Origin of the sequence: Bradyrhizobium manausense (genome assembly GCF_018130615.1) — a bacterium.
GTDB classification, from domain to species: domain Bacteria; phylum Pseudomonadota; class Alphaproteobacteria; order Rhizobiales; family Xanthobacteraceae; genus Bradyrhizobium; species Bradyrhizobium manausense_A.
On sequence record NZ_JAFCKB010000002.1, the window covers coordinates 46,512 to 66,953 of the forward strand.

Consider the following 20,442-nt stretch of genomic DNA (forward strand, 5'->3'; position numbering starts at 1 on the left):
TATTCGGAATGAGTGTGCACTCGATCCCCGAATGCATGCAGCGATTAAAGCCATCTCACACATCGGAGGGCAACATGGCCAAGAAAGCGAAGAAGGCGAAGAAGGTAAAGAAGGCGAAGAGCGCAGTGAAGAAGACTGCGAAGAAGACCCGCAAGGTCGCGAAGAAGAAGTAACTTCGCTTCTGAAGTTGCCGGCTCCTTGTAGCTGGCACGTCATCAGCGCCTCCTAGAGGTTCTGGTCGACGATAGAGGGTGTCGGCGAGACATCAGGTCAACGGTCGGATCGTCAACTTCGCGAGCTTGCTCGTCAAAGTCCGGTCCGGCAGAAGAAACAAAGTTTTCTTCGATCGGTGCGGGTCTCCTTCAAAAGAGCTCCGCAATTCCACAGCGGCCTTCGGGCCATTTGGAATCTGGTCCTGACGTGTTCGCCGACGCCCTCGTTCCCTGAGGCCGGGGTATTGCCGGCATTCCTTTCCCGACATTGTTGATCTGACCGCGGCATAGCCGCTTTGCCGTGCTTGGCTGCGAGGCCTTGGAGCAGGCGAGGGCTACGGCGTGATCGCGCGCCATCAGCGCGGCGCTTCTCCGCGCGCGGTGTCAGCGATTGGCGCCTCTGGAATATTGAGCACCCGCTGCAGCGCGCAACTCGCGCACAGACGGGCGACGACAGCCGGAGGAGGCGCCGCAGGACACGCGCCACCGCGCGCGATGGTTATCGATGTCCCAAAATCCCAGAGTAAACCAAATCTGACGAATTGCAGAAGTCCCTGCAAATCGGGGACTTCTTGAATTTCCGGCGCGAGTGGCGCAGCCCCGCGTTTACGTCTGCTTCATCGCGATACTTAAACTGCCATTCAAATTTGCCCGCCATCATCGCCTCCAACAAGCCGGCAAACGGCATTCGGGCAAGAAGAGTCGAAAGAAGACTCGGGGATGAGTTGAGCAACGCGTGACCCGGAAGGATCACGCAAATCAGAGTTGGACGGGAGCCGCGCTCGGGGGAACGAGGCGGCACAAAGAAAAAGGGGATGCGTTATGTTTCAGGGGACTTTCGATCTCGATACGGCAACGCCGATCGATTCGAGCACGCTGTCGGACGTTCTGTTCGAGCGCGGGATCTATTGGGCGAGCGGCCGCTCGGGCCTGGTCGACCTCGTCGCCGCGCACAAATGGTTCAACCTCGCCGCCCTGAAGGGCCGCAAGGACGCCGTCGCGCTGCGCCAGGAAGTGGCCGGCCAGATGTCGGAGTCCGAGATCTCGGTCGCGCAGCGTGAGGCGAGGGCGTGGGTGTCCGCTCATTGATCTGGGAACCGCAGCCGTCCCGTGCTTTCGCGGGACTATTGGGTTGCGCTGAATCAAGTTCCCGCGTCGTGCCGCCGATTAGACCCGCACGGCATGAGCGATCCCGACAAGACTGACGCTGGACCGGGCCGATGGCTACCGATTCAGATCGCGCCCGATGATTGCGATCTGGAACTCGGCCGGCCGCACAAGACCGGTATTCTGCCGCTGACCTTTCCATGCCGCCGCAAGGCCGGCGTCTGGTTCAATGTCTGGGCGGACGAGGCCGTGCTGATATCGCCCTCGCACTGGCGGATCTGGCGGTCGCGCATCTAGGTGCACGCACACTTATATAAGAGGAGACGCGAATCGGGCTGAGCTCAGCCGCGCGGATCCTTGCGCCAGGCTTTTGCAGCCGCGCCACAATCGTCTTCAGAGGAAGGAACGCGCAGACCTTGATTCTGCCGCTGGGTGGCGGAGAGAGAGGGATTCGAACCCTCGATACAGCTTGAGACCGTATGACGCTTTAGCAAAGCGTTGCCTTCAGCCACTCGGCCACCTCTCCGGTGCGAGCCTTATGCATCTAATTGCTTGGGTGGGTCAATTTGGAAGCGTGTGTTTTCGTTCAAATATTCCCAACGATTTCTAGCGGCCGGGATGCCCGTCCTGATTCCCCGATCTCTCGAGCCGCTTCGGCCTCATAGAGTGTCTATTCCACGCGCGAGGCGGAGCCGGATTGCGCGGGTCCCTCCCGGGATCACCGAACGTTACCGAGCATTACACATCCCGCTGAGTCTTCGTGCCGATTCCTCGATTCGAGCGTTCCAGAACCGTGCGGGTGCGTAAGTCGGCTCGCCAGTCGTGCAGGCCGGGAACTTTGGACGAAATGGAACCCGTAAAAAAAGATAAATAATAACAATTGGTTACGGGAGCCATCCGATCACATCCGCGTGTTATTTGTGCAACACCCTTCGGAAAACAGACTTCATGGGCCCGTTTCGGAGCGTTCTCTTGTTGTGTGTGCAAGGACGTTCGGTAATTGTGAACGGGCGACGGAGGGGGGCATCCCAAGGTCGTCCCGTTTAGGTCTTTCGCTTAAGTCCCTCGCGTTCATGCGGGTGTGTCCGAAGACGCGAAGGTGGCCAAGGCGGTGATTTAGAGGGGGTTGGGGAATTGGCCGTTCGGGTCAGTGACCTTCCCTGAAGAGCAACTTGGAGGTTTAACATGAAGTTGGTTAAGAGCCTTTTGCTCGGCTCAGCGGCGGGTCTGATCGCCGTGGGCGGAGCACAAGCAGCCGATCTCCCCGTGAAGGCCAAGGCGGTCGAATACGTGAAGATCTGCTCCCTGTACGGTGCGGGTTTCTACTACATCCCGGGCACCGACACCTGCATCAAGCTGAGCGGTTATGCCCGCGCTGACGCAGTTCTCGGCGGCGCGAATGACTATGGCTTCAACAACAGCCAGGCCACCGCGAACGGCGGGTCGAACAACCGTTTGACCAACTACTACTACACCCGCGCTCGTATGGACCTCAACGTCGATACCCGCACGGCGACCGAATACGGTGTTGTCCGCACCTATGCTGACATGATCTTCAGCTACGACACCGGCAACATCACCGGCAGCAGCCCGGCGACGTTCGCTGCTGGCGGCGCCACCCTCGGCCTGTACCATGCGTTCATCCAGTTCGCTGGCTTCACCATGGGCCGCACGGTCTCGATCTTCGACGCTCCGTGGCAGTCCTACAACGCAGGCGGTCCCGATACCGTTCCGGGCGGCTCCAACCACGTGACCGGTGTCAACCAGTTCGCCTATACCGCTGACTTCGGTCAGGGCATCACCGGCTCGCTGGCCTTGGAAAGCCCGGACACCCAGTCCAACGGTCAGGGCAACCTCTGGAACGTGAACGGCTTCGCGGCGTCCGGCTCGGTTAGCGCCACTACGGGCCTTCCGACCATCACCTCCGCCACCACGGCTGCCGCTGCTGCCCTCATCCAGGGCCAGTACGGTGTCAACGCTTGGGGTGGAACGCGCTCCCCCGACATCGTCGGCGCTCTCCGTGTCGACCAGGCCTGGGGTCTCGGCCAGATCTCGGTTGCCGCGCATGACCTGCATCCCGGCTACTACGGCACGACTGAACCCACCGGTCATCCTTCCGACAAGTGGGGTTGGGCTGTGCAGGGCGCCTTGTCGATCAAGAACATCCCGACTGGTGCGGGTGACTCGATCAACTTGAACGCCGTCTACACCGATGGCATGTCCCGTGAGAACTTCCAGGTCCTGTTCCCGCAGCAGTTCGCGATGTTCAGCGGCTCGGGCGTCGGCGCTTACCAGAGCATTGGTTTCGCTGGCATTGCTGACGGCGTCTTCGGCGCTGGCGGCAGCATCGAGACCGTCAAGACCTGGGGCGTCCGCGGTGGCTACACCCACAACTGGAACCCCTACTGGTCGAGCGGCCTCTACGGTGGCTATGCTCAGCTGAGCTACACCAGCAACGCCAAGGCTCTGATCTGCGGTAACTTCACTGCCGCTTTCGGTACCGCCACCGCGACCTGTAACCCGGACTTCGCTTTCGGTGTTATCGGCGTGAACACCAACTGGACCCCGGTCAAGAACCTGGCGTTCACGGCGGACCTGAGCTGGACGCGCCTGGATCAGAAGTACTCCGGCACGATCACTGCTCCGGCCACCGCGATCTGGGCCAAGCCGGGCGCTGTGTATGAGCTGAAGGATCAGAACTCGCTGACCCTGCTGCTCCGCGCTAACCGCACGTTCTAAGATCGATCTGTCGACAGAGCCCCCGGCGGGAAACCGCCGGGGGCTTTTGTTTTTTGGGTTGGCATTTGGGGCGGTATACCGGCGGCCTCCTCAGACGACCGTTATCGGATGTGCTCGCGTAAGCACCACCGACCAGAACCTTGATGTTCAAGAGAACGCATTGCGCGCGGCAGGCTGCGACCTGATCCGCTCTGAGAAGCGCTTTTCCTTCAGAGAGCCCTTGGCCGCCCGATTACCGCAACGACACTTGGTGGCACGCGCGGCACGCGTTAGCGCTTCACGCAACTCGCCACGTACTGGCTCAATCCGCCGGTAACGCCGCGGAAAAGCCCCATCTTCCGGCCTTCGTCTGCGCAGCGTTCGCGTTTAGCCGACATGTCGACCTTTTTTTGCGCTGTTTGTGCCAATGCCGCTGAACTGACGGGAGCCAGGAGCAAAACCGTTAGTGCAATCGTTTTAAACATAGGTGCCTCCGATGGAAAAAAGGGTCGTGATGGAAAAAACTGTTCGCATCCAGCCCTAACGACAAGACAAAAGCAATGTCAGGCTTGCCGGTCTGCGGAAGGATCCGGCTGGCGGGCGTCAACGTATTCGGCTGGGCGTTTTCGCTGAGTTCGGAGGCGAGTTTCTTCCGTCCGAGAGAGCGTGGCTCTATTCGACGCTGCCGGCGCCGCGGCGCAAATCGGCCTCGATCTGCAGCCGCGTGCCGCCGCCGAAGCGGGCGCGGTAGACCTGAAGATTCTCCATGATCCGCTGCACGTAATTGCGCGTCTCGGAGAAGGGAATCAGCTCCACCCAGTCGACCGCGTCGACCTTGGCGTCGCGCGGGTCGCCGTAGCGGTCGATCCACTTCTTCACACTGCCGCGCCCCGCATTGTAGGCGGCGAAGGTCATGATGTAGGAGCCGCGATAGTCCTCGAGCAGACCGCCGAGCTCGGCCGCGCCGAGCGTGGCGTTGTAGGACGAATCGTTCTTGAGCCGCGACAGGTCGTAGGTCGCGCCATGCCGTTTGCAGACGTAGCGCGCGGCGTCCGGCGTCACCTGCATCAACCCATAGGCCTGCGCCGGCGAGACCACGGAGGGGTTGAATGCGCTTTCCTGTCGCGCGATCGCGTAGACGATGCTGCGTTCGACCTCGGGGCCGATCTGCGTGAATTGCGGAATGCCGTTGACGGGATAGGCGTAGAAATCGAACGGCAGCCCGCGATTGAGAGCGGCCTTGCCGACCAGCAGCATGCCGCGGGCGTCGCTGTAGCGCTGGGTCAGCTCGCCGAGGCCGGTCAGCGCCTCGGGATCGCCGTTCTCGCCCATGTCGGCAAGCATCGGCACCGCCATCTCGCGTTCGTCGAGCTCATAGAGCAATTGCGCTGCGCGCACGATCTCCAGCCGTTCGGCGCCGCGGCCGCGCGGCTGGCTGCTCAGCTCGATCTGCGGCAAGCCCAGTTTTGCGCGCGCGAGCTGGCCATAATAGCTGGTGGATTGCTCGGCCGCGCGGGCATAGGCGTTGCGCGCCTCCTGCTGGCGACCGGCGGCTTCGGCCGCACGCCCTTGCCAGTAACCGGCACGCGCCAGCGTGGTCGGATTGACGCTGCCGACGCCGATGCGGGCAAAGTGCTGGGCGGCCGCCGCGGGATCGTTGAGGAAGCGCAGCGCGATCCAGCCCGCCGTGAACTCCTGCTCGGTCTTGTAGATGTCGCGCGTGGGGAGGGCTGCGTCGCGCGCGATCAGATAGGCGCTGCGGAAGTCCTCGGTGTCGATCATCTTGCGCGCGAGCAGGCGCCGCTCGATCCACCATTCGTCGAGATTGTAGAGCCGGTTCGGGTCCTTCGGTGCGGACAGCATAAGCTGGGCCGCTTCGGCAAACTTCTCCTCGCGACGCAGCAGCTGGATCTTGCTGAAGATGAAGCCGGGATCGCTGTGCAGCTCGCGCGGCACTTCTTCCAGCAACGCGCGTGTGTTGGGCGCCTTCTTGAAGGAGGCGATGCGGGCCTTGGCGAGTGCGACGTAGCCGGCGCCGAGTCTTTTCGCCGCACGCAGCGCCGCCTCGTGCTCGCTGCCATAGAGTAGCGTGTCCATTCGCGCCTTCTGGTCGCCCGGCGTCAGCAGGGCGCCGAACTGATCGAGCGCGTTGTTCTCGGTGTCCTCCGACATCGGATCGCTGCGCCAGGCCTCGCGCACCAGCCGTTCGGCATTGGCGCGGTCGCCGCGCGCCAGCATCGCCTTGGCGAGCACGAAGCGGCCCTTGGCCGAAACGGGGGATTCGTTCTCGAACCACGACCAGCCGACGGAATCGTCGCGCCGGTCGTCCCACATCGCAGCCTCGAGGCGCCGGCGCAGGAAGGTCTGCGACGGCCAGCTTGGATTGACGGAGAGGAAGGCGCGGTAGCGCTCGACGCTCGCGCCGTTGTCCTCGCTGCGCAGGATGATCCATTCGGCGAGCTTTCGCGCGACCGGATCGGAAATCGAATCGGCGTAACTGGTGGCGTCGCCTGGCTTGCGCTTGCGCACGAGCTCGATGACGTTCTCGAGCGTGTCCTTGTCGGCCTGCGACGTCGAGGAGGTCGCCGCGACCGCGGCTGGCGTGACCGGCTTGCGCGGTGCGGCGTGCTGGCGAGTTGCGGGCGCCAGCACGGGGGCTGCGACGGGGCGTGCAGAGGCGGGGGCGGGCGCCGGGGCCGTGGGCCTGACGGTGGCCGTGACCGCTGGCGCGGTGTGTACGGCCGGGGCATTGGCTGCCGGTCGCGCTTTTGGCGTGGAAGCGGCTGCCGCGGGCTTGGGCTTGTCCTTCGCTGCGTCCTTGCCGGCAGGTTTCTTCGCAGTGTCCTTGTTCGCAGCGTCCTTGGCCGGGGCGGCAGCTGCTCCCTTGCTCGCGCCCTTGGCGGTTTCCTTGCCAGGGCTCTTCGCCGTGTCCTTGGCCGTGTCCTTGGCGGATCCCTTGGTGCCGTCCTTCGCAGGCGGTTTGGGTGACGGCTTCGCGGTTCCCTTGGTCGCCTGCTTGGCCGGTTCCTTCGCGGCGTCGTCGGTTGTCTCATTGGATTTGGCCAAGGCGACGCAGCCGATCGACAGGCCGGCCATCAGGCATAGGGCCAGACCGGCGGATCGCCATGCAGTACCAGGAAAGGAGGTCACGGAGGTTCGTCGCCCCGAATCAGTCAATTGGCCCAAGACCTATCTGTACAAGATCTGGCTGTATTTGATTGAATATGCGGACAAAATACCAACAGCCGCTTACCGCCGCCGGGTTTGCACCACCACAGCGGCAAAATCGCGGCCTAAACGGTGCGTCAGTCGGCAGCAGGTCTTTTACCGGCCGGACAGACCCGATAAGAATGGGGCTTGCTTTAAATTCGCGCCGCGTACGGAGGAAGTCCATGGCAGCCAAGACGAAATTCCGGGGGTCGTTCACCGCCTTGGTCACGCCGTTCAAGAACGGCGCGCTGGACGAGGCGGCGTTCCGGTCGCTGGTCAACTGGCAGATCTCCGAGGGCACCAACGGCCTGGTCCCGGTCGGCACCACCGGCGAGAGCCCGACGCTCAGCCATGACGAGCACAAGAAGGTCGTCGAATGGTGCATCGAGGAGGCCAAGGGCCGCGTGCCCGTGATCGCCGGCGCCGGCTCCAATTCGACCAAGGAGGCGGTCGAGCTCGCCCAGCACGCCGAGAAGGCGGGCGCTAATGCCGTGCTGGTGGTCACGCCCTACTACAACAAGCCGACCCAGGAAGGCATGTACCAGCACTTCAAGGCGATCAACGATGCGATCGGCATTCCGATCATCATCTACAACATTCCGCCGCGCTCGGTGATCGACATGTCGGTCGACACCATGAAGCGGCTGTGGGAGCTGAAGAACATCGCCGGCGTCAAGGACGCCACCGCCAGCATGGTGCGCGTCTCGCAGCAGCGCGCCGCGATGGGCGAGGACTTCAACCAGCTTTCTGGTGAGGACGCCACCATCATCGGCTACATGGCGCATGGTGGCCATGGCTGCATCTCGGTGACCTCGAACGTCGCCCCGCGCCTGTGCGCCGAGTTCCACGCCGCGTGGGCGAAGGGGGACACCAAGGCAGCGCTTGCGATCCACGATAAGCTGATGCCGTTGCACAACAACCTCTTCATCGAGAGCAACCCGGCGCCGATCAAGTACGCGATGTCGCTGCTCGGCAAATTCGACGAGACGCTGCGGCTGCCGATGGTTCCGGTCTCCGAACCGACCCGCGTTGCCGTGCGCAGCGCCATGGTGCACGCCGGCCTGATCAACTAGGCAGCGTTCGTCAATTCATCGCCACAGGCAACTCAGGGGGATCACCGATGCTGAAGGAATTCCGCGACTTCGCCATGAAGGGCAATGTCGTCGACCTCGCGGTCGCGGTCATCATCGGCGCCGCCTTCGGTGCCATCGTGACGTCGATGGTGAACGACATCATCATGCCGATCATCGGCGCAATCACCGGCGGCCTGGACTTCTCCAACTACTTCATCGGACTCTCGAGCAAGGTCACGGAGCACAATCTCGCCGATGCCAAGAAGCAGGGCGCAGTGCTGGCTTATGGCAGCTTCTTCACCCTGATCGTGAACTTTGCGATCGTCGCTTTCGTGCTGTTCATGGTCATTCGCACCATGAACCAGTTCAAGCGCAAGGAAGAGGTCAAGCCCGCGGAGCCGCCGAAGCCTTCAGCGGAAGTCGTGCTGCTGACCGAGATCCGCGATCTCCTCAAGAAGTGACGCGCGCGCTTCATCCAATCTGTTAGCGTCGCTGCGTATCTCGATCAGGTTTTACGTCCATGGCCGATAAGAACGAACGTCCGATCAAGGTCATGGCGGAAAATCGCAAGGCCCGCTTCAACTATGCGATCGAGGATACGATCGAGGCGGGGATTGCGCTGACCGGAACCGAGGTCAAGTCGATCCGCAACGGCAAGAGCACGATTGCGGAGTCCTACGCCGACTCCAAGGACGGCGAGATCTGGCTGATCAACGCCACCATTCCCGAATATCTCCAGGGTAATCGCTTCAACCACGAGCCCAAGCGGCCGCGAAAGCTGCTGCTGCATCGCCGGCAGATCAACAAGCTGATGGGCGCGGTCGATCGGGAGGGCATGACGCTGATTCCGCTCAAGCTCTATTTCAACGAGCGCGGGCGGGCCAAGCTGCAGCTCGCGGTTGCGAAGGGCAAGAAGCTGCACGACAAGCGCGAGACCGAGAAGAAGCGCGACTGGAGCCGGGAGAAGGGCCGGCTGATGCGAGCGAGGGGATAGGGCTGAGAGGGACAGGATGACCCAGAAGAACCTGCTCGAGGTTGATTGGAGCCAGATTCCCGCCCCCTCGGACGATGGCGATGCCGCCCATCTCAAAGGTCTGACGCTACCTGCGATCAGCCTGCTCGCGACCAACGACACTTCGGTCAATCTGTCGGCGCTCCCGGGCCGCACCGTGGTGTTCGCTTATCCACGCACCGGCGAGCCCGGCAAGATCTCGCTGGTCGACGACTGGGACATGATTCCCGGCGCGAGGGGATGCACGCCGCAGACTTGCGCGTTTCGAGACCTGTTCGCCGAGTTGAAGGCTGCAGGCGCCGCGCAGGTGTTTGGCCTCTCGACCCAAAGCAACGACTACCAGACGGAGATGGCGTCGCGGCTGCATCTGCCGTTCCCGGTGCTCTCGGACGAGAAGCTGGCGCTCACGCGCGCGCTCAAGCTGCCGACCATGGACGTCGCGGGCCTGACGCTGATCAAGCGCCTGGCTCTGATCATCGACGACGCCGAAATTGCGCACGTGTTTTATCCGGTGTTCCCGCCCGACCGGAACGCGGGCGATGTGCTGGACTGGCTGAAGGCCAATCCCGCCAGGAGTTAGTCGAGATCCGCCTTCACCCTGGCGAACACGCTGCGGAACATGTCCGTCGTCAGCACGCCCGTGTTCGTGTTGTAGCGGGAGCAGTGGTAGCTATCGTACAGCTTGAACGCGCCGGCCTGGTGCACGGCGCCGTGGCCGAACGGCGCTTGTGAGGCCTTCAGCTTCAGCGGCTTGAGCACGCTGTCGTGCGCAATACGCCCGAGAGCGACGATTGCGCGCAGCTTCGGCATGGTTTCGAGATTCGCGACGAGAAACTGGCGGCAGGTGTTGATCTCGACCGGCAGCGGCTTGTTCTGCGGCGGAACGCAATGCACGGCATTGGCGATCCGGCAGTCGACCAATTTCAAACCGTCGTCGGGCCGGGCCTGATAGCTGCCTTTGGCGAAACCGTATTCGAGCAGGGTGGCGTAGAGCAGGTCGCCGGCATAGTCGCCTGTGAACGGTCGGCCGGTGCGGTTTGCGCCTTGCATCCCCGGCGCGAGACCGACGACCAGCAGGCGCGCCGTGATGTCGCCAAAGGGCGCAACCGGAGCATTGTGCCACAACGGCTCGCGCGCGCGGTTCGCCTCGCGAAAGGCGACCAAGCGCGGACAGAGCGGGCAGTCACGGTCGGGGACGAGGGCGGGGGCCTGGCGGCTTGACCGGGCCGACTCACTCCTCGAAGTCGTCATCGCCCCTCGTCGGCGCCATCGTGGTCGTGGTCGCGCGCTGGAGGAACTGCGGGGCGTGGTGGCGTGCCTCGCGCTCGCCGCGATCACGCGGGGCGGGGCGCTCGGACGGGTCGCGGCCAAGCTTGGACTGCAGCTCGACGAGGTCGGTGAAGACGTCAGCCTGGCGGCGCAGCTCGTCGGCGATCATCGGCGGCTGGCTGGCGATGGTGGAGATCACAGTGACCCGCACCCCGCGGCGCTGCACCGCTTCGACCAGCGAGCGGAAGTCGCCGTCACCCGAGAACAGCACCATCTGGTCGATGTGTTCTGCGAGCTCCATGGCATCCACCGCGAGCTCGATATCCATATTGCCCTTGACCTTGCGCCGGCCGGAGGCGTCGATGAATTCTTTGGTCGCCTTGGTGACGACGGTGTAGCCGTTGTAGTCGAGCCAGTCGATCAGGGGACGTATCGAGGAATATTCCTGATCCTCGATGATCGCTGTGTAGTAGAACGCCCGCAGCAGCGTCCCGCGGCTCTGAAATTCCTTCAGAAGGCGCTTGTAGTCGATATCGAAGCCGAGAGTTTTCGCCGTGGCGTAAAGATTGGCCCCGTCGATGAAGAGCGCGATCTTGTTGGTAGGGGAAGGTGACATTCAGTTTGCTCGCGTAGTGTGTTCGTGATTGATCGTTTTATTGTTGGCGCGGCGGCAGCAAGCCGCGCAGTTCTAAAGTGCCGCCGAAACCCGTCGAAACCGCAAATCCGGAGAAGTCGGGGCAATCAAGGTATAGTTATGGCGGACTCTCATACACCCGGCGCCGCCCACAATGGCAGCCCGGGAAACCACCCGTCCCAGCCCCAATGTGGGGGTAGCAGAGCCGTTTGGCGAGGCCAAATCACAAATTGGCCTTGCGAAATCGTCCCTTCCCCTATAACTAGCCCCGATCATCCACATATTTCGTCCCACCCACAACGGAGCGACAGTCCATGGCTCGCGTCACCGTAGAAGATTGTATCGACAAGGTCGACAACCGGTTTGACCTGGTCTTGCTGGCCGCCCACCGCGCCCGCATGATTTCGTCCGGTTCACAACTAACGGTTGACCGCGATAACGACAAGAACCCTGTTGTATCTTTGCGTGAAATCGCCGACACGACCATCTCGCCGGAGGACCTGCGCGAGGAGCTGGTGCACTCCCTCCAGAAGTTCGTCGAGGTGGACGAGCCCGAGCCGGACACGGTGCCACTGATCGGTTCCGCCGGTGCCAGCGTCGATGCAGACGATACCGAAGTGGCTGTGGAGCGCATGACCGAAGAAGAGCTCCTGAAGGGTCTCGAAGGCCTCGCGCCGCCGGAAGAGCAGCCCGAGGAGGACGAGTAATCGTCTTACTCGCGATTGTCGACTTCTTGTGATCTTATCGAAGGCCCGAACCCCTGTTCGGGCCTTTGCTTTTGTTGGCGTTTTCGTGGTTACCATAGCGTTGCCGGCTCGCGCCGTACGCCTGTCACTGAATTGATCGGCGGCGTCCGCGATCGGGGCTTAGGATGTATACAACGGGCCGGCTGATGGTCCGTTTGAAGGCAGGACGGCATGGTGTATCGACGCCGCAGACCCACGCAGATGCAGGCCGCAACCGAATCGGTTGCCGTGGCTCCGACTGCGCCGGTGGCACGGCCAGCGAAGCCGCGTGCGCGGATGATGCGTCAATATGACCTCGTCGAACGGGTCCGGTCCTACAATCCGAACACCAACGAAGACCTGCTGAACCGCGCCTACGTCTACGCCATGAAGGCGCATGGCTCGCAGACCCGCGCCTCCGGCGATCCGTATTTCTCGCACCCGCTCGAAGTGGCGGCGATTCTCACCGACCTGAAGCTCGACGACGCCACTATCGTTGCCGCGCTGCTGCACGACACGATCGAGGACACCGAGGCGACGCGGGCCGAGATCGACCAGTTGTTCGGCCCCGAGATCGGCGCGCTGGTCGAGGGCCTGACCAAGCTGAAGCGGCTGGAGCTGGTCTCGCGCGAGGCCAAGCAGGCCGAGAACCTGCGTAAATTGTTGCTGGCCATTGCCGACGATGTCCGCGTGCTTCTGGTCAAGCTCGCCGACCGCCTGCACAACATGCGCACGCTCGACTTCGTGCCGACCGAATCACGCCGGCGCATTGCCGAGGAGACGCTCGACATCTACGCGCCGCTGGCCGGGCGCATGGGCATGCAGGAAATGCGCGAGGAGCTGGAGGATCTGTCCTTCCGCACCCTCGATCCCGAAGCCTATTCGGTGGTGATGCAGCGGCTCGATGCGCTCGCCGAGCGCAACCGCAACCTGATCGGCGAGATCGAGGACCAGCTCTCCAACAATCTGCGTCACAGGGGTCTTGGCGCGCGGGTCTATGGCCGCCGCAAGAAGCCGTTTTCGATCTGGACCAAGATGGAGCGCAAGTCGGTCGGCTTCGAGCAATTGTCCGACATCTTCGGTTTCCGTGTCGTCGTCAACGACATCGAGTCCTGCTACCGCGCGCTCGGCATCGTCCACACCACCTGGCCGGTCGTGCCGGGACGCTTCAAGGACTACATCTCGACGCCGAAGCAGAACGACTACCGATCGATCCACACCACGGTGATCGGCCCCGGCAACCAGCGCGTCGAGCTGCAGATCCGCACCGAGGCGATGGACCAGATCGCCGAGCGCGGCATTGCCGCGCATGTCTTCTACAAGGAAGGCGTGGGCTCGCCGACCGAATTCCTCAAGCGCGAGTCCAATGCGTTCGCCTGGCTGCGCCACACCATCGGCATCCTGTCGGAGAGCGCCAACCCCGAGGAGTTCCTCGAGCACACCAAGCTCGAGCTGTTCCACGACCAGGTGTTCTGCTTCACCCCGAAGGGCAAGCTGATCGCGCTGCCGCGCCATGCCAATGTGATCGACTTCGCCTATGCGGTGCACACCGACGTCGGCAACAGCGCGGTCGGCTGCAAGATCAACGGCAAGTTCGCGCCGCTGTCCTCGGAGCTCCAGAACGGCGACGAGGTCGAGGTGCTGACCTCGGAAGCGCAGTCGGCCCCGCCATCGGCCTGGGAAACGCTCGCAGCCACCGGCAAGGCGCGCGCCGCGATCCGCCGCGCCACGCGCACCGCGGTGCGCGACCAATATGTCGGTCTCGGCCGGCGCATCGTCGAGCGCCTGTTCGAGCGCGCCAAGATCGAATACGCCGATGACAAGCTCAAGGGCGCGCTGCCACGCCTGGCGCGCACCTCGATCGAGGACGTGATGGCAGCGGTCGGGCGCGGCGAGATCAAGGCCTCCCACGTCGCGCGCGCGATGTATCCCGACTACAAGGAAGAGCGTGTCGCGCGCTACGGCGTCAAGAAGAGCCTCGCCGCCAAGCTCAAGGAGAAGTCGCCGGAGCCGTCACGCAGCCCGGTTGCGATTCCGATCGGCGGCAACAATTCCGATCTGCCGGTGAAGTTCGCGCCGAACGGCGGCGCCGTGCCCGGCGATCGCATCGTCGGCATCGTCACGCCGGGCGAGGGGATCACGATCTATCCGATCCAGTCGCCGGCGCTGAAGGACTTCGAGGAGGAGCCGGAGCGCTGGCTCGACGTTCGCTGGGACATCGAGGACTCCGCGCCGCAGCGCTTCCCGGCGCGCATCAAGGTCGAGAATGTCAACGAGCCCGGCGCGCTCGCGCAGATCGCGACCGTGATCGCCGAGCACGACGGCAACATCGACAACATCAGCATGCAGCGCCGCTCGCCCGACTTCACGGAGACAACGATCGATCTCGAAGTCTATGATCTCAAGCATTTGAGCGCGATCCTGGCGCAGTTGCGCGCCAAGGCCGTCGTCGCCAAAGTCGAACGTGTTAATGGATAGGCGTCTGTCGCAGTCGCCTGTCTCTCCGATCTCGAGAGTCCCGAAATGCCCGCATCTCCGCTCCGCCTCGGTGTCAATATCGATCACGTCGCGACCGTCCGTAATGCTCGCGGCGGGCGCCATCCCGATCCGGTCCGCGCCGCGCTGCTTGCGATCGAGGCCGGTGCCGACGGCATCACCGCCCATTTGCGCGAAGACCGCCGGCACATCCGCGACGAGGACATGGCGCGGCTGAAGGCCGAGATCTCCAAGCCGCTGAATTTCGAGATGGCGGCGACCGACGACATGATGCGTATCTCGCTCGCGACCAAGCCGCATGCGGTATGCCTGGTGCCGGAGCGTCGCCAGGAGGTGACGACGGAAGGCGGGCTCGACGCGGTCGGCCAGCACAATGCGCTGGCGCCCTATATCGCGCGGCTGAGCGATGCCGGCATCCGCGTCTCGCTGTTCATCGCCGCCGACCCCGCGCAGATCGAGATGGCGGCACGGCTCCGTGCGCCCGTGATCGAGATCCACACCGGTGCCTGGTGCGACGCCGTGGTCGACGGTCACTCCGACAAGGCCGAGGCCGAATGGCGGCGAATCGTGGCGGGCGTCAAGCTAGCCAGGGACGCCGGGCTCGAAGTGCATGCCGGCCACGGGCTCGACTATGCGACGGCGGAGACGATCGCCGGCCTGCCCGAGATCATGGAGCTCAACATCGGCTACTACATGATCGGCGAGGCGCTGTTCGTCGGTCTTGCCGAGACGGTGCGCAAAATGCGCGCCGCGATGGATCGCGGCCGGAGCCGGGCATGATCATCGGCATCGGCTCCGACCTCATCGACATTACCCGCGTGGCCAAGGTGATGGAGCGCCACGGTGAGCGCTTCCTCGACCGCATCTTCACCGCGGCCGAGCGGGCCAAGGCCGAGCGCCGGGCCAAGAACGAGAAGATGGTGGTGGCGACCTACGCCAAGCGCTTCGCCGCCAAGGAGGCCTGCTCGAAGGCACTGGGGACCGGCATCCGGCAGGGCGTCTGGTGGCGCGACATGGGGGTGGTCAATCTCCCCGGGGGACGGCCATCCATGCGGCTGACCGGGGGGGCGCTGGCCCGGCTCCAGGCGCTGACGCCGGAGGGATTCGAGGCGCAGATCGACCTGTCGATCACCGACGACTGGCCGTTGGCGCAGGCCTTCGTGATCATTTCCGCCGTGCCGCGGGCCAAGCCCTGAGGGCAATACCATCATTTTATAATTTGCATTGAAAATCAATGCCTTATTGGTTTTTGACGCGATCCTTGATTGCGTGGCCTGCGACAACCGTCTAAAAGTCCGCGGACGCAAATCAGGCTGGGCGAATTCGGCTTTACGCCGGAATTGGCCCTCACTATCAGAATCAGGACAATCTCCTTGGGCCGCGAACCGGTGGGCCGTTCGCGAGAGGAGGGCGTTCTGTGATCGCCGGCCGGAATTGAGAGAGCAATGAGCGTGACTTCGGGAACAAAAACTGAAAGCGGCGTCGGCGAAACAGTCCGGGTCGTGATCCATGCTCTCCTGATCGCGCTGGTGATCCGCACCTTCCTGTTCCAGCCGTTCAACATCCCGTCCGGCTCGATGAAGGCGACGCTGCTGGTCGGCGACTATCTGTTCGTCTCGAAATATTCCTACGGCTACAGCCATTACTCGATCCCGTTCTCGCCGCCGCTGTTCTCGGGACGGATCTGGGGCTCGGATCCCAACCGCGGCGACATCGTCGTGTTCCGCCTGCCGAAGGATGACACCACCGACTACATCAAACGCGTGATCGGCCTTCCCGGCGACCACATCCAGATGAAGGACGGGCTGCTCTACATCAACGACACTCCGGTCGAGCGCCAGCGCATGAGCGAGTATGTCGGCGAGGACCCGTGCGGCTCGGAAGGCGGCGGCATCTCGCGCGTGAAGCGCTGGAAGGAAACGCTGCCGAACGGCGTCACTTACGAGACGCTCGATTGCGCCGACAACGGCTACATGGACAACACCAACGTCTACACCGTGCCGCCCGGCCATTTCTTCATGATGGGTGACAATCGCGACAACTCCACCGACAGCCGCTTCCTCGGCCAGGTCGGCTACGTGCCGCAGGAGAACTTGATCGGCCGTGCGCAGATGATCTTCTTCTCCATCGGTGAAGGCGAGCATGCCTGGATGTTCTGGCGCTGGCCCTGGTCGGTGCGCTGGAACCGGTTCTTCAAAATCGTCCGATGAAAGACGAAGCCAAGGACATCACGACCCAATCGATCGAAGCGCAAGCCGCTCCCGAGGGCGAAGCTGCAACCAAGACGGCTGCGCCCAAGACTCCCGAAACCAAGACTTCTGAACCCAAGGGCGCTGACACCAAGACTCCAGCGAAGAAGAAGCGGACACGGAGCAGCAAGGCCAAGGACAAGGCGAAGGCGGCGGCTGATGCGAATGCGGCGCTCGAGGCGCGCATCGGCCACAGCTTTGCCGATCCGAATTTGCTGATGCAGGCGATCACGCACGTCTCGGCGCTGAAGTCCGGACGCAAGCGTGGTGACAGCTATCAGCGGCTGGAGTTCCTCGGCGACCACGTGCTGGGGCTTGTCGTCTCCGACATGCTCTATCACGCCTTCCCGAACGCCGACGAGGGCGAACTGTCCAAGCGGCTTGCCGAACTCGTGCGCAAGGAGAGCTGCGCCGATGTCGCCAAGTCGCTCGGTCTGCTCGACGACATCAAGCTCGGTTCGGTCGGCTCCAGCGCGGATGCGCGCCTGCGCAAGTCGATCCTCGGTGACATCTGCGAAGCCGTGATCGGCGCGATCTTCCTCGACGGCGGTCATGCGGCGGCGGACGAGTTCGTCAAGCGCAACTGGACCGAGCGCATGCACAAGCCGCGGCGTCCGCTGCGTGATCCCAAGACCGTGCTGCAGGAATGGGCGCAAGGCAAAGGATTGCCGACGCCGGTTTATCGCGAGGTCGAGCGCACCGGCCCGCATCACGATCCGCAGTTTCGGGTCGCCGTGGACCTGCCCGGACTCGCGCCGGCCGAAGGCATCGGCGGCAGCAAGCGGGCGGCAGAGAAAGTGGCAGCTTCAGTGATGATCGAACGTGAAGGCGTTGGCGGCGGCAATGACGGCTGAAACAAGCGGCGAGGCGCCCGCCGCGACGCGCTGCGGTTTCGTCGCGCTGATCGGCGCGCCCAATGTCGGCAAGTCCACGCTGGTCAATGCGCTGGTCGGGGCCAAGGTCACGATCGTCTCGCGCAAGGTGCAAACCACGCGCGCCTTGATCCGCGGCATCGTGATCGAGAACAATTCGCAAATCATCCTGGTCGACACGCCCGGCATTTTCCTGCCGAAGCGCCGGCTCGACCGCGCCATGGTCTCGACCGCCTGGAGCGGGGCGCATGACGCCGACCTCGTCTGCGTGCTGCTCGATGCCAAGACCGGTATTGACGAAGAGGCCGAGGCGATCCTCGCCAAAGCCGCCAGTGTCAATCACGACAAGATCCTGGTCATCAACAAGGTCGATCTGGTCCAGCGCGAGAAGCTCCTGGCGCTGGCGCAGGCCGCCAACGAACGCATGAAGTTCGCACGGACGTTCATGATCGCGGCGATCTCGGGCGACGGCGTCGACGACATCCGCACCACGCTCGCCGAGATGGTGCCGCCGGGGCCATACCTCTATCCCGAAGACCAGATGTCGGACGCGCCGATGCGCCAGCTGGCGGCCGAGATCACGCGCGAAAAGATCTATCAGAAGCTGCACCAGGAATTGCCCTACCAGTCCACGGTCGAGACCGACAAGTGGGAGGAGCGCAAGGATAAGTCGGTGCGCATCGAGCAGACGATCTTCGTGGAGCGCGAGAGCCAGCGCAAGATCGTGCTCGGCAAGGGCGGCGCTACCATCAAGTCGATCGGCGCGGACTCGCGGAAAGAGCTGATGCAGATCCTGGACGTGCCGGTGCATCTGTTCCTGTTCGTGAAGGTGCGCGAGAACTGGGGGGACGACCCCGATCGCTATCGCGAGATGGGCCTGGAATTTCCCAAGGAATAACCAAGAAAAGATCAGTCGCCGATGAGTGTGCCCCGCAACGTCCAGCGTTTCGAAGCGCTGCTCTATGCCTCGCTGATGCTGGATGCGCTGTCGGTGGCGGTGCAGGATCGCACGCCCACCCTCGAGATGACCGAGCAGATGATCATGACGGCGACGCTGCTCGCCGGCGGGATGATTCTGCTGCTGCTCTATTTCGTCTGGCTGGCTGCGCATTGGCGCAAGAATTGGCCGCGCTGGGTGCTGGCGGCGGTGCTGGCGCTGTCGGTGATCTCGCTTGGCCAGATCATCGGGGAGAGGGGCGTGGAGCTCGATAGCGCCATCGAGATCGTCTCCTGCGCGCTGACGGTGTTCGGGCTCTACTTCTCCTTCACAGGCGATGCGCAGGGCTGGTTCAACGCGTGAAGGACGCAGAATAGCGTGCTGCGCCTGCGCGGGGTTGTATCTCGGGGATGGGAATACTCGTATACAATGACAGTTAGGGCGATCACGATCGCCCAGAACGAAAATCCGAAGACGGTGCCGAGCGTGGGAGACAGGAGCGTTCGTCCCTGGGGAGACTTGCGCCAGCTACGGTATGCGTTGTCAGGACGCCTCGGATACTCGACGGTGACCCTGCCGAGGGTCGCAGCGTAAACGACAATGATTCCCGTGAAATAGCAAAAGCTGGGAAACCCCTTAATCAGCCAAAGCGACAGCTCGATAATTCCGGCCAGCAGATCGCCAACTAGGTTTGCCATTATGAGAGTTGACCTCCAAACCTTTCTTCACTGTCCCATATAGCGCTATAGTTGCGTTCCATGGAATGGACCGACGAAGGCATCGTGCTGGGCGTGCGGCGGCATGGCGAGAGTAGCGCCATTGTCGAGCTGCTGACGCGCGCGCACGGCCGGCATCTCGGTCTCGTGCGGGGCGGTGCGAGCACGCGGCTGCGGCCGCTCTTGCAGCCCGGCAACAGCGTCAGCGCGGTGTGGCGGGCGCGGCTCGATGAGCATCTCGGCACCTACGCCATCGAGGGCCTGAAGCTGCGCGCGGCGACGCTGCTGGGATCGTCCCATGGCGTCTACGGCGTCACCCATCTGGCCTCGATTGCGCGGCTGCTTCCCGAGCGCGATCCGCACGAGGATATCTTTGCGTTGCTCGAACATTCGCTCGATGATTTCGACGACATCGGCAGCGCCGCAGTGCATCTCATCCATTTCGAGCTGGCCATGCTCGCCGAGCTCGGCTTCGGGCTCGCGCTCGAAAACTGCGCGGTGACAGGGGAGACCACTGACCTGATCTATGTCTCGCCAAAATCCGGCGGCGCCGTATCCCGCGGCGCCGGCGAGCCGTGGCGCGACCGGCTGCTGCGGCTGCCGCCGTTCCTCCGCCAGGGCGAAGCCGCAAGCGACCTCACCGACGAGGATCTCCAGGACGGCTTCCGGTTGACCGGCCTGTTCCTGCTGCGCCATGTGCTGGAGCCGCGGGGGCAGGGCCATTCCGATGCGCGGGCCGGCTTCATCAATGCCCTGACGCGGCTGCACGCCAAAGCGGCGCTGCCGGCGCCATGAGCGGATCGCGCTGCTGCATTGCTTGAGGGTATAGGGTTCCCCCGGGAACGAAGTTCGGGTTTCCGCGTTGGCGCGGGCAGGTTCCACAACGGGGACAGCCAACATGTTGATCAGGGGTTTTGCGCTGACCGCAGCGCTGCTGGCTTTTGCGCCTGAGGCCATGGCCGGCGAGCCGCAACCTGGCGTGTTTCGCCGGGCGTCCTGTACCGTCGTCCGGTATTATGTGGCGAAATATTCCGCTGCGGCCGCAGAGACATGGGCGCGCTCTCATGGTGCCACCGACGCCGAGATCGAGGCGGCCCGCCGCTGTGTGGCCAACACGCCGGCGACGGCCCCGGCCAAGGTCCAGCCGACCGTGACGGCCGGGTGGGCAGGGCAGTAGAAGCCCCAGGGAACCAATCCATCCTTGCCCGATTC

Annotated in this window: 21 protein-coding genes, 1 tRNA gene and 1 pseudogene; 18 read left to right on the forward strand and 5 right to left on the reverse strand. The window is 63.3% G+C overall.

The annotated features are described in order from the left end of the window. Positions 1 to 1,034 precede the first annotated feature (1,034 nt). Both JQ587_RS03885 and JQ587_RS03890 read left to right on the forward strand, forming a co-directional pair. A complete protein-coding gene (locus JQ587_RS03885; RefSeq protein WP_212301065.1) occupies positions 1,035 to 1,301 on the forward strand; it encodes a hypothetical protein in 267 nt (88 codons plus the stop codon). Positions 1,302 to 1,394: 93 nt separating this feature from the next. Beyond that, positions 1,395 to 1,616 carry a hypothetical protein gene (locus JQ587_RS03890; protein WP_212301064.1) on the forward strand — a complete coding sequence of 74 codons (222 nt, stop codon included), beginning with the start codon at positions 1,395 to 1,397 and terminating at the stop codon, positions 1,614 to 1,616. 136 nt (positions 1,617 to 1,752) lie between these two features. Here JQ587_RS03890 and JQ587_RS03895 read toward each other — a convergent pair. Continuing rightward, positions 1,753 to 1,845: transfer RNA gene (locus tag JQ587_RS03895), tRNA-Ser, on the reverse strand. Between the two features lie 659 nt (positions 1,846 to 2,504). Between JQ587_RS03895 and JQ587_RS03900 the strand changes: the two genes are divergently transcribed. Both JQ587_RS03900 and JQ587_RS37005 read left to right on the forward strand, forming a co-directional pair. Further along, positions 2,505 to 4,058, forward strand: a complete 1,554-nt coding sequence (locus tag JQ587_RS03900; RefSeq protein WP_212301063.1) for a porin — start codon at positions 2,505 to 2,507, stop codon at positions 4,056 to 4,058. Positions 4,059 to 4,116: 58 nt separating this feature from the next. Then, positions 4,117 to 4,260: pseudogene (locus JQ587_RS37005) on the forward strand (recombinase family protein); the annotation flags it as partial. Between the two features lie 67 nt (positions 4,261 to 4,327). Here JQ587_RS37005 and JQ587_RS03905 read toward each other — a convergent pair. Further along, positions 4,328 to 4,522 (reverse strand): hypothetical protein, encoded by a 195-nt coding sequence (locus tag JQ587_RS03905; protein ID WP_212424464.1) that lies wholly within the window; start codon positions 4,520 to 4,522, stop codon positions 4,328 to 4,330. 187 nt (positions 4,523 to 4,709) lie between these two features. Continuing rightward, a complete protein-coding gene (locus JQ587_RS03910; RefSeq protein ID WP_212424738.1) occupies positions 4,710 to 7,133 on the reverse strand; it encodes a transglycosylase SLT domain-containing protein in 2,424 nt (807 codons plus the stop codon). Between the two features lie 296 nt (positions 7,134 to 7,429). Here JQ587_RS03910 and dapA point away from each other — a divergent pair, with 296 nt between their 5' ends. Genes dapA through JQ587_RS03930 form a run of 4 tightly spaced genes read left to right on the forward strand, consistent with a single transcriptional unit; the run spans position 7,430 to position 9,912 of the window. Then, positions 7,430 to 8,320, forward strand: a complete 891-nt coding sequence (gene dapA, locus JQ587_RS03915) for a 4-hydroxy-tetrahydrodipicolinate synthase (protein ID WP_212301062.1) — start codon at positions 7,430 to 7,432, stop codon at positions 8,318 to 8,320. Between the two features lie 47 nt (positions 8,321 to 8,367). After that, positions 8,368 to 8,781 (forward strand): large conductance mechanosensitive channel protein MscL, encoded by a 414-nt coding sequence (gene mscL, locus JQ587_RS03920; RefSeq protein ID WP_212301061.1) that lies wholly within the window; start codon positions 8,368 to 8,370, stop codon positions 8,779 to 8,781. 59 nt (positions 8,782 to 8,840) lie between these two features. Beyond that, positions 8,841 to 9,314, forward strand: coding sequence for an SsrA-binding protein SmpB (gene smpB, locus JQ587_RS03925; protein WP_027530006.1), 474 nt, complete (start codon positions 8,841 to 8,843; stop codon positions 9,312 to 9,314). A gap of 16 nt (positions 9,315 to 9,330) precedes the next feature. Beyond that, positions 9,331 to 9,912 (forward strand): peroxiredoxin, encoded by a 582-nt coding sequence (locus tag JQ587_RS03930; RefSeq protein WP_212424465.1) that lies wholly within the window; start codon positions 9,331 to 9,333, stop codon positions 9,910 to 9,912. Here JQ587_RS03930 and JQ587_RS03935 read toward each other — a convergent pair. Together JQ587_RS03935 and JQ587_RS03940 are read right to left on the reverse strand one after the other, a co-directional pair. After that, positions 9,909 to 10,583: a uracil-DNA glycosylase gene (locus JQ587_RS03935; RefSeq protein WP_212424466.1), complete on the reverse strand. Its 675-nt coding sequence runs from the start codon at positions 10,581 to 10,583 to the stop codon at positions 9,909 to 9,911. The two genes, JQ587_RS03930 and JQ587_RS03935, sit on opposite strands and share 4 nt — an antisense overlap. Further along, entirely contained in the window at positions 10,564 to 11,217 is a 654-nt protein-coding gene (locus JQ587_RS03940) for a LabA-like NYN domain-containing protein (protein WP_212301058.1), read from the reverse strand. The genes JQ587_RS03935 and JQ587_RS03940 overlap by 20 nt, the downstream gene beginning before the upstream one ends. 332 nt (positions 11,218 to 11,549) lie before the next feature. On the opposite strand from JQ587_RS03940, the gene rpoZ reads away from it, so the two are divergent. From rpoZ to JQ587_RS03990, 10 genes are all read left to right on the forward strand, one after another. After that, on the forward strand, positions 11,550 to 11,942 hold the full coding sequence (gene rpoZ / locus JQ587_RS03945) for a DNA-directed RNA polymerase subunit omega (RefSeq protein ID WP_008133017.1): 393 nt from the start codon (positions 11,550 to 11,552) through the stop codon (positions 11,940 to 11,942). A gap of 210 nt (positions 11,943 to 12,152) precedes the next feature. Further along, positions 12,153 to 14,438 carry a RelA/SpoT family protein gene (locus tag JQ587_RS03950; RefSeq protein WP_212301057.1) on the forward strand — a complete coding sequence of 762 codons (2,286 nt, stop codon included), beginning with the start codon at positions 12,153 to 12,155 and terminating at the stop codon, positions 14,436 to 14,438. Between the two features lie 45 nt (positions 14,439 to 14,483). Beyond that, positions 14,484 to 15,236: a pyridoxine 5'-phosphate synthase gene (locus JQ587_RS03955; RefSeq protein ID WP_212301056.1), complete on the forward strand. Its 753-nt coding sequence runs from the start codon at positions 14,484 to 14,486 to the stop codon at positions 15,234 to 15,236. Then, positions 15,233 to 15,652 carry a holo-ACP synthase gene (acpS, locus tag JQ587_RS03960; RefSeq protein WP_212301055.1) on the forward strand — a complete coding sequence of 140 codons (420 nt, stop codon included), beginning with the start codon at positions 15,233 to 15,235 and terminating at the stop codon, positions 15,650 to 15,652. Before JQ587_RS03955 ends, acpS begins: the two co-directional genes overlap by 4 nt. Before the next feature lie 249 nt (positions 15,653 to 15,901). Beyond that, positions 15,902 to 16,666 (forward strand): signal peptidase I, encoded by a 765-nt coding sequence (lepB, locus tag JQ587_RS03965; RefSeq protein WP_212301054.1) that lies wholly within the window; start codon positions 15,902 to 15,904, stop codon positions 16,664 to 16,666. Next, positions 16,663 to 17,559, forward strand: a complete 897-nt coding sequence (gene rnc, locus JQ587_RS03970; RefSeq protein WP_212424467.1) for a ribonuclease III — start codon at positions 16,663 to 16,665, stop codon at positions 17,557 to 17,559. The genes lepB and rnc overlap by 4 nt, the downstream gene beginning before the upstream one ends. After that, complete coding sequence (gene era, locus JQ587_RS03975; protein ID WP_212424468.1) at positions 17,549 to 18,475, forward strand: GTPase Era; 927 nt, start codon at positions 17,549 to 17,551, stop codon at positions 18,473 to 18,475. Before rnc ends, era begins: the two co-directional genes overlap by 11 nt. Positions 18,476 to 18,496: 21 nt before the next feature. Beyond that, the gene (locus JQ587_RS03980; RefSeq protein WP_212424469.1) at positions 18,497 to 18,877 is read left to right on the forward strand and encodes a hypothetical protein; all 381 of its coding nucleotides are present in this window, start codon (positions 18,497 to 18,499) and stop codon (positions 18,875 to 18,877) included. 395 nt (positions 18,878 to 19,272) lie between these two features. Further along, positions 19,273 to 20,025, forward strand: a complete 753-nt coding sequence (recO, locus tag JQ587_RS03985; RefSeq protein ID WP_212424470.1) for a DNA repair protein RecO — start codon at positions 19,273 to 19,275, stop codon at positions 20,023 to 20,025. A 103-nt stretch (positions 20,026 to 20,128) separates the two neighbouring features. Beyond that, positions 20,129 to 20,407, forward strand: coding sequence for a hypothetical protein (locus tag JQ587_RS03990; protein ID WP_212301049.1), 279 nt, complete (start codon positions 20,129 to 20,131; stop codon positions 20,405 to 20,407). Positions 20,408 to 20,442: the final 35 nt, after the last annotated feature.

Coding starts and splice junctions, on each gene's coding strand:
- JQ587_RS03885 (WP_212301065.1), top strand. CDS start 1,035: ATGTTTCAGGGGACTTTCGATCTCGATACGGCAACGCCGATCGATTCG.
- JQ587_RS03890 (WP_212301064.1), top strand. CDS start 1,395: ATGAGCGATCCCGACAAGACTGACGCTGGACCGGGCCGATGGCTACCG.
- JQ587_RS03900 (WP_212301063.1), top strand. CDS start 2,505: ATGAAGTTGGTTAAGAGCCTTTTGCTCGGCTCAGCGGCGGGTCTGATC.
- JQ587_RS03905 (WP_212424464.1), bottom strand. CDS start 4,522: ATGTTTAAAACGATTGCACTAACGGTTTTGCTCCTGGCTCCCGTCAGT.
- JQ587_RS03910 (WP_212424738.1), bottom strand. CDS start 7,133: ATGGCCGGCCTGTCGATCGGCTGCGTCGCCTTGGCCAAATCCAATGAG.
- dapA (WP_212301062.1), top strand. CDS start 7,430: ATGGCAGCCAAGACGAAATTCCGGGGGTCGTTCACCGCCTTGGTCACG.
- mscL (WP_212301061.1), top strand. CDS start 8,368: ATGCTGAAGGAATTCCGCGACTTCGCCATGAAGGGCAATGTCGTCGAC.
- smpB (WP_027530006.1), top strand. CDS start 8,841: ATGGCCGATAAGAACGAACGTCCGATCAAGGTCATGGCGGAAAATCGC.
- JQ587_RS03930 (WP_212424465.1), top strand. CDS start 9,331: ATGACCCAGAAGAACCTGCTCGAGGTTGATTGGAGCCAGATTCCCGCC.
- JQ587_RS03935 (WP_212424466.1), bottom strand. CDS start 10,583: ATGACGACTTCGAGGAGTGAGTCGGCCCGGTCAAGCCGCCAGGCCCCC.
- JQ587_RS03940 (WP_212301058.1), bottom strand. CDS start 11,217: ATGTCACCTTCCCCTACCAACAAGATCGCGCTCTTCATCGACGGGGCC.
- rpoZ (WP_008133017.1), top strand. CDS start 11,550: ATGGCTCGCGTCACCGTAGAAGATTGTATCGACAAGGTCGACAACCGG.
- JQ587_RS03950 (WP_212301057.1), top strand. CDS start 12,153: ATGGTGTATCGACGCCGCAGACCCACGCAGATGCAGGCCGCAACCGAA.
- JQ587_RS03955 (WP_212301056.1), top strand. CDS start 14,484: ATGCCCGCATCTCCGCTCCGCCTCGGTGTCAATATCGATCACGTCGCG.
- acpS (WP_212301055.1), top strand. CDS start 15,233: ATGATCATCGGCATCGGCTCCGACCTCATCGACATTACCCGCGTGGCC.
- lepB (WP_212301054.1), top strand. CDS start 15,902: ATGAGCGTGACTTCGGGAACAAAAACTGAAAGCGGCGTCGGCGAAACA.
- rnc (WP_212424467.1), top strand. CDS start 16,663: ATGAAAGACGAAGCCAAGGACATCACGACCCAATCGATCGAAGCGCAA.
- era (WP_212424468.1), top strand. CDS start 17,549: ATGACGGCTGAAACAAGCGGCGAGGCGCCCGCCGCGACGCGCTGCGGT.
- JQ587_RS03980 (WP_212424469.1), top strand. CDS start 18,497: ATGAGTGTGCCCCGCAACGTCCAGCGTTTCGAAGCGCTGCTCTATGCC.
- recO (WP_212424470.1), top strand. CDS start 19,273: ATGGAATGGACCGACGAAGGCATCGTGCTGGGCGTGCGGCGGCATGGC.
- JQ587_RS03990 (WP_212301049.1), top strand. CDS start 20,129: ATGTTGATCAGGGGTTTTGCGCTGACCGCAGCGCTGCTGGCTTTTGCG.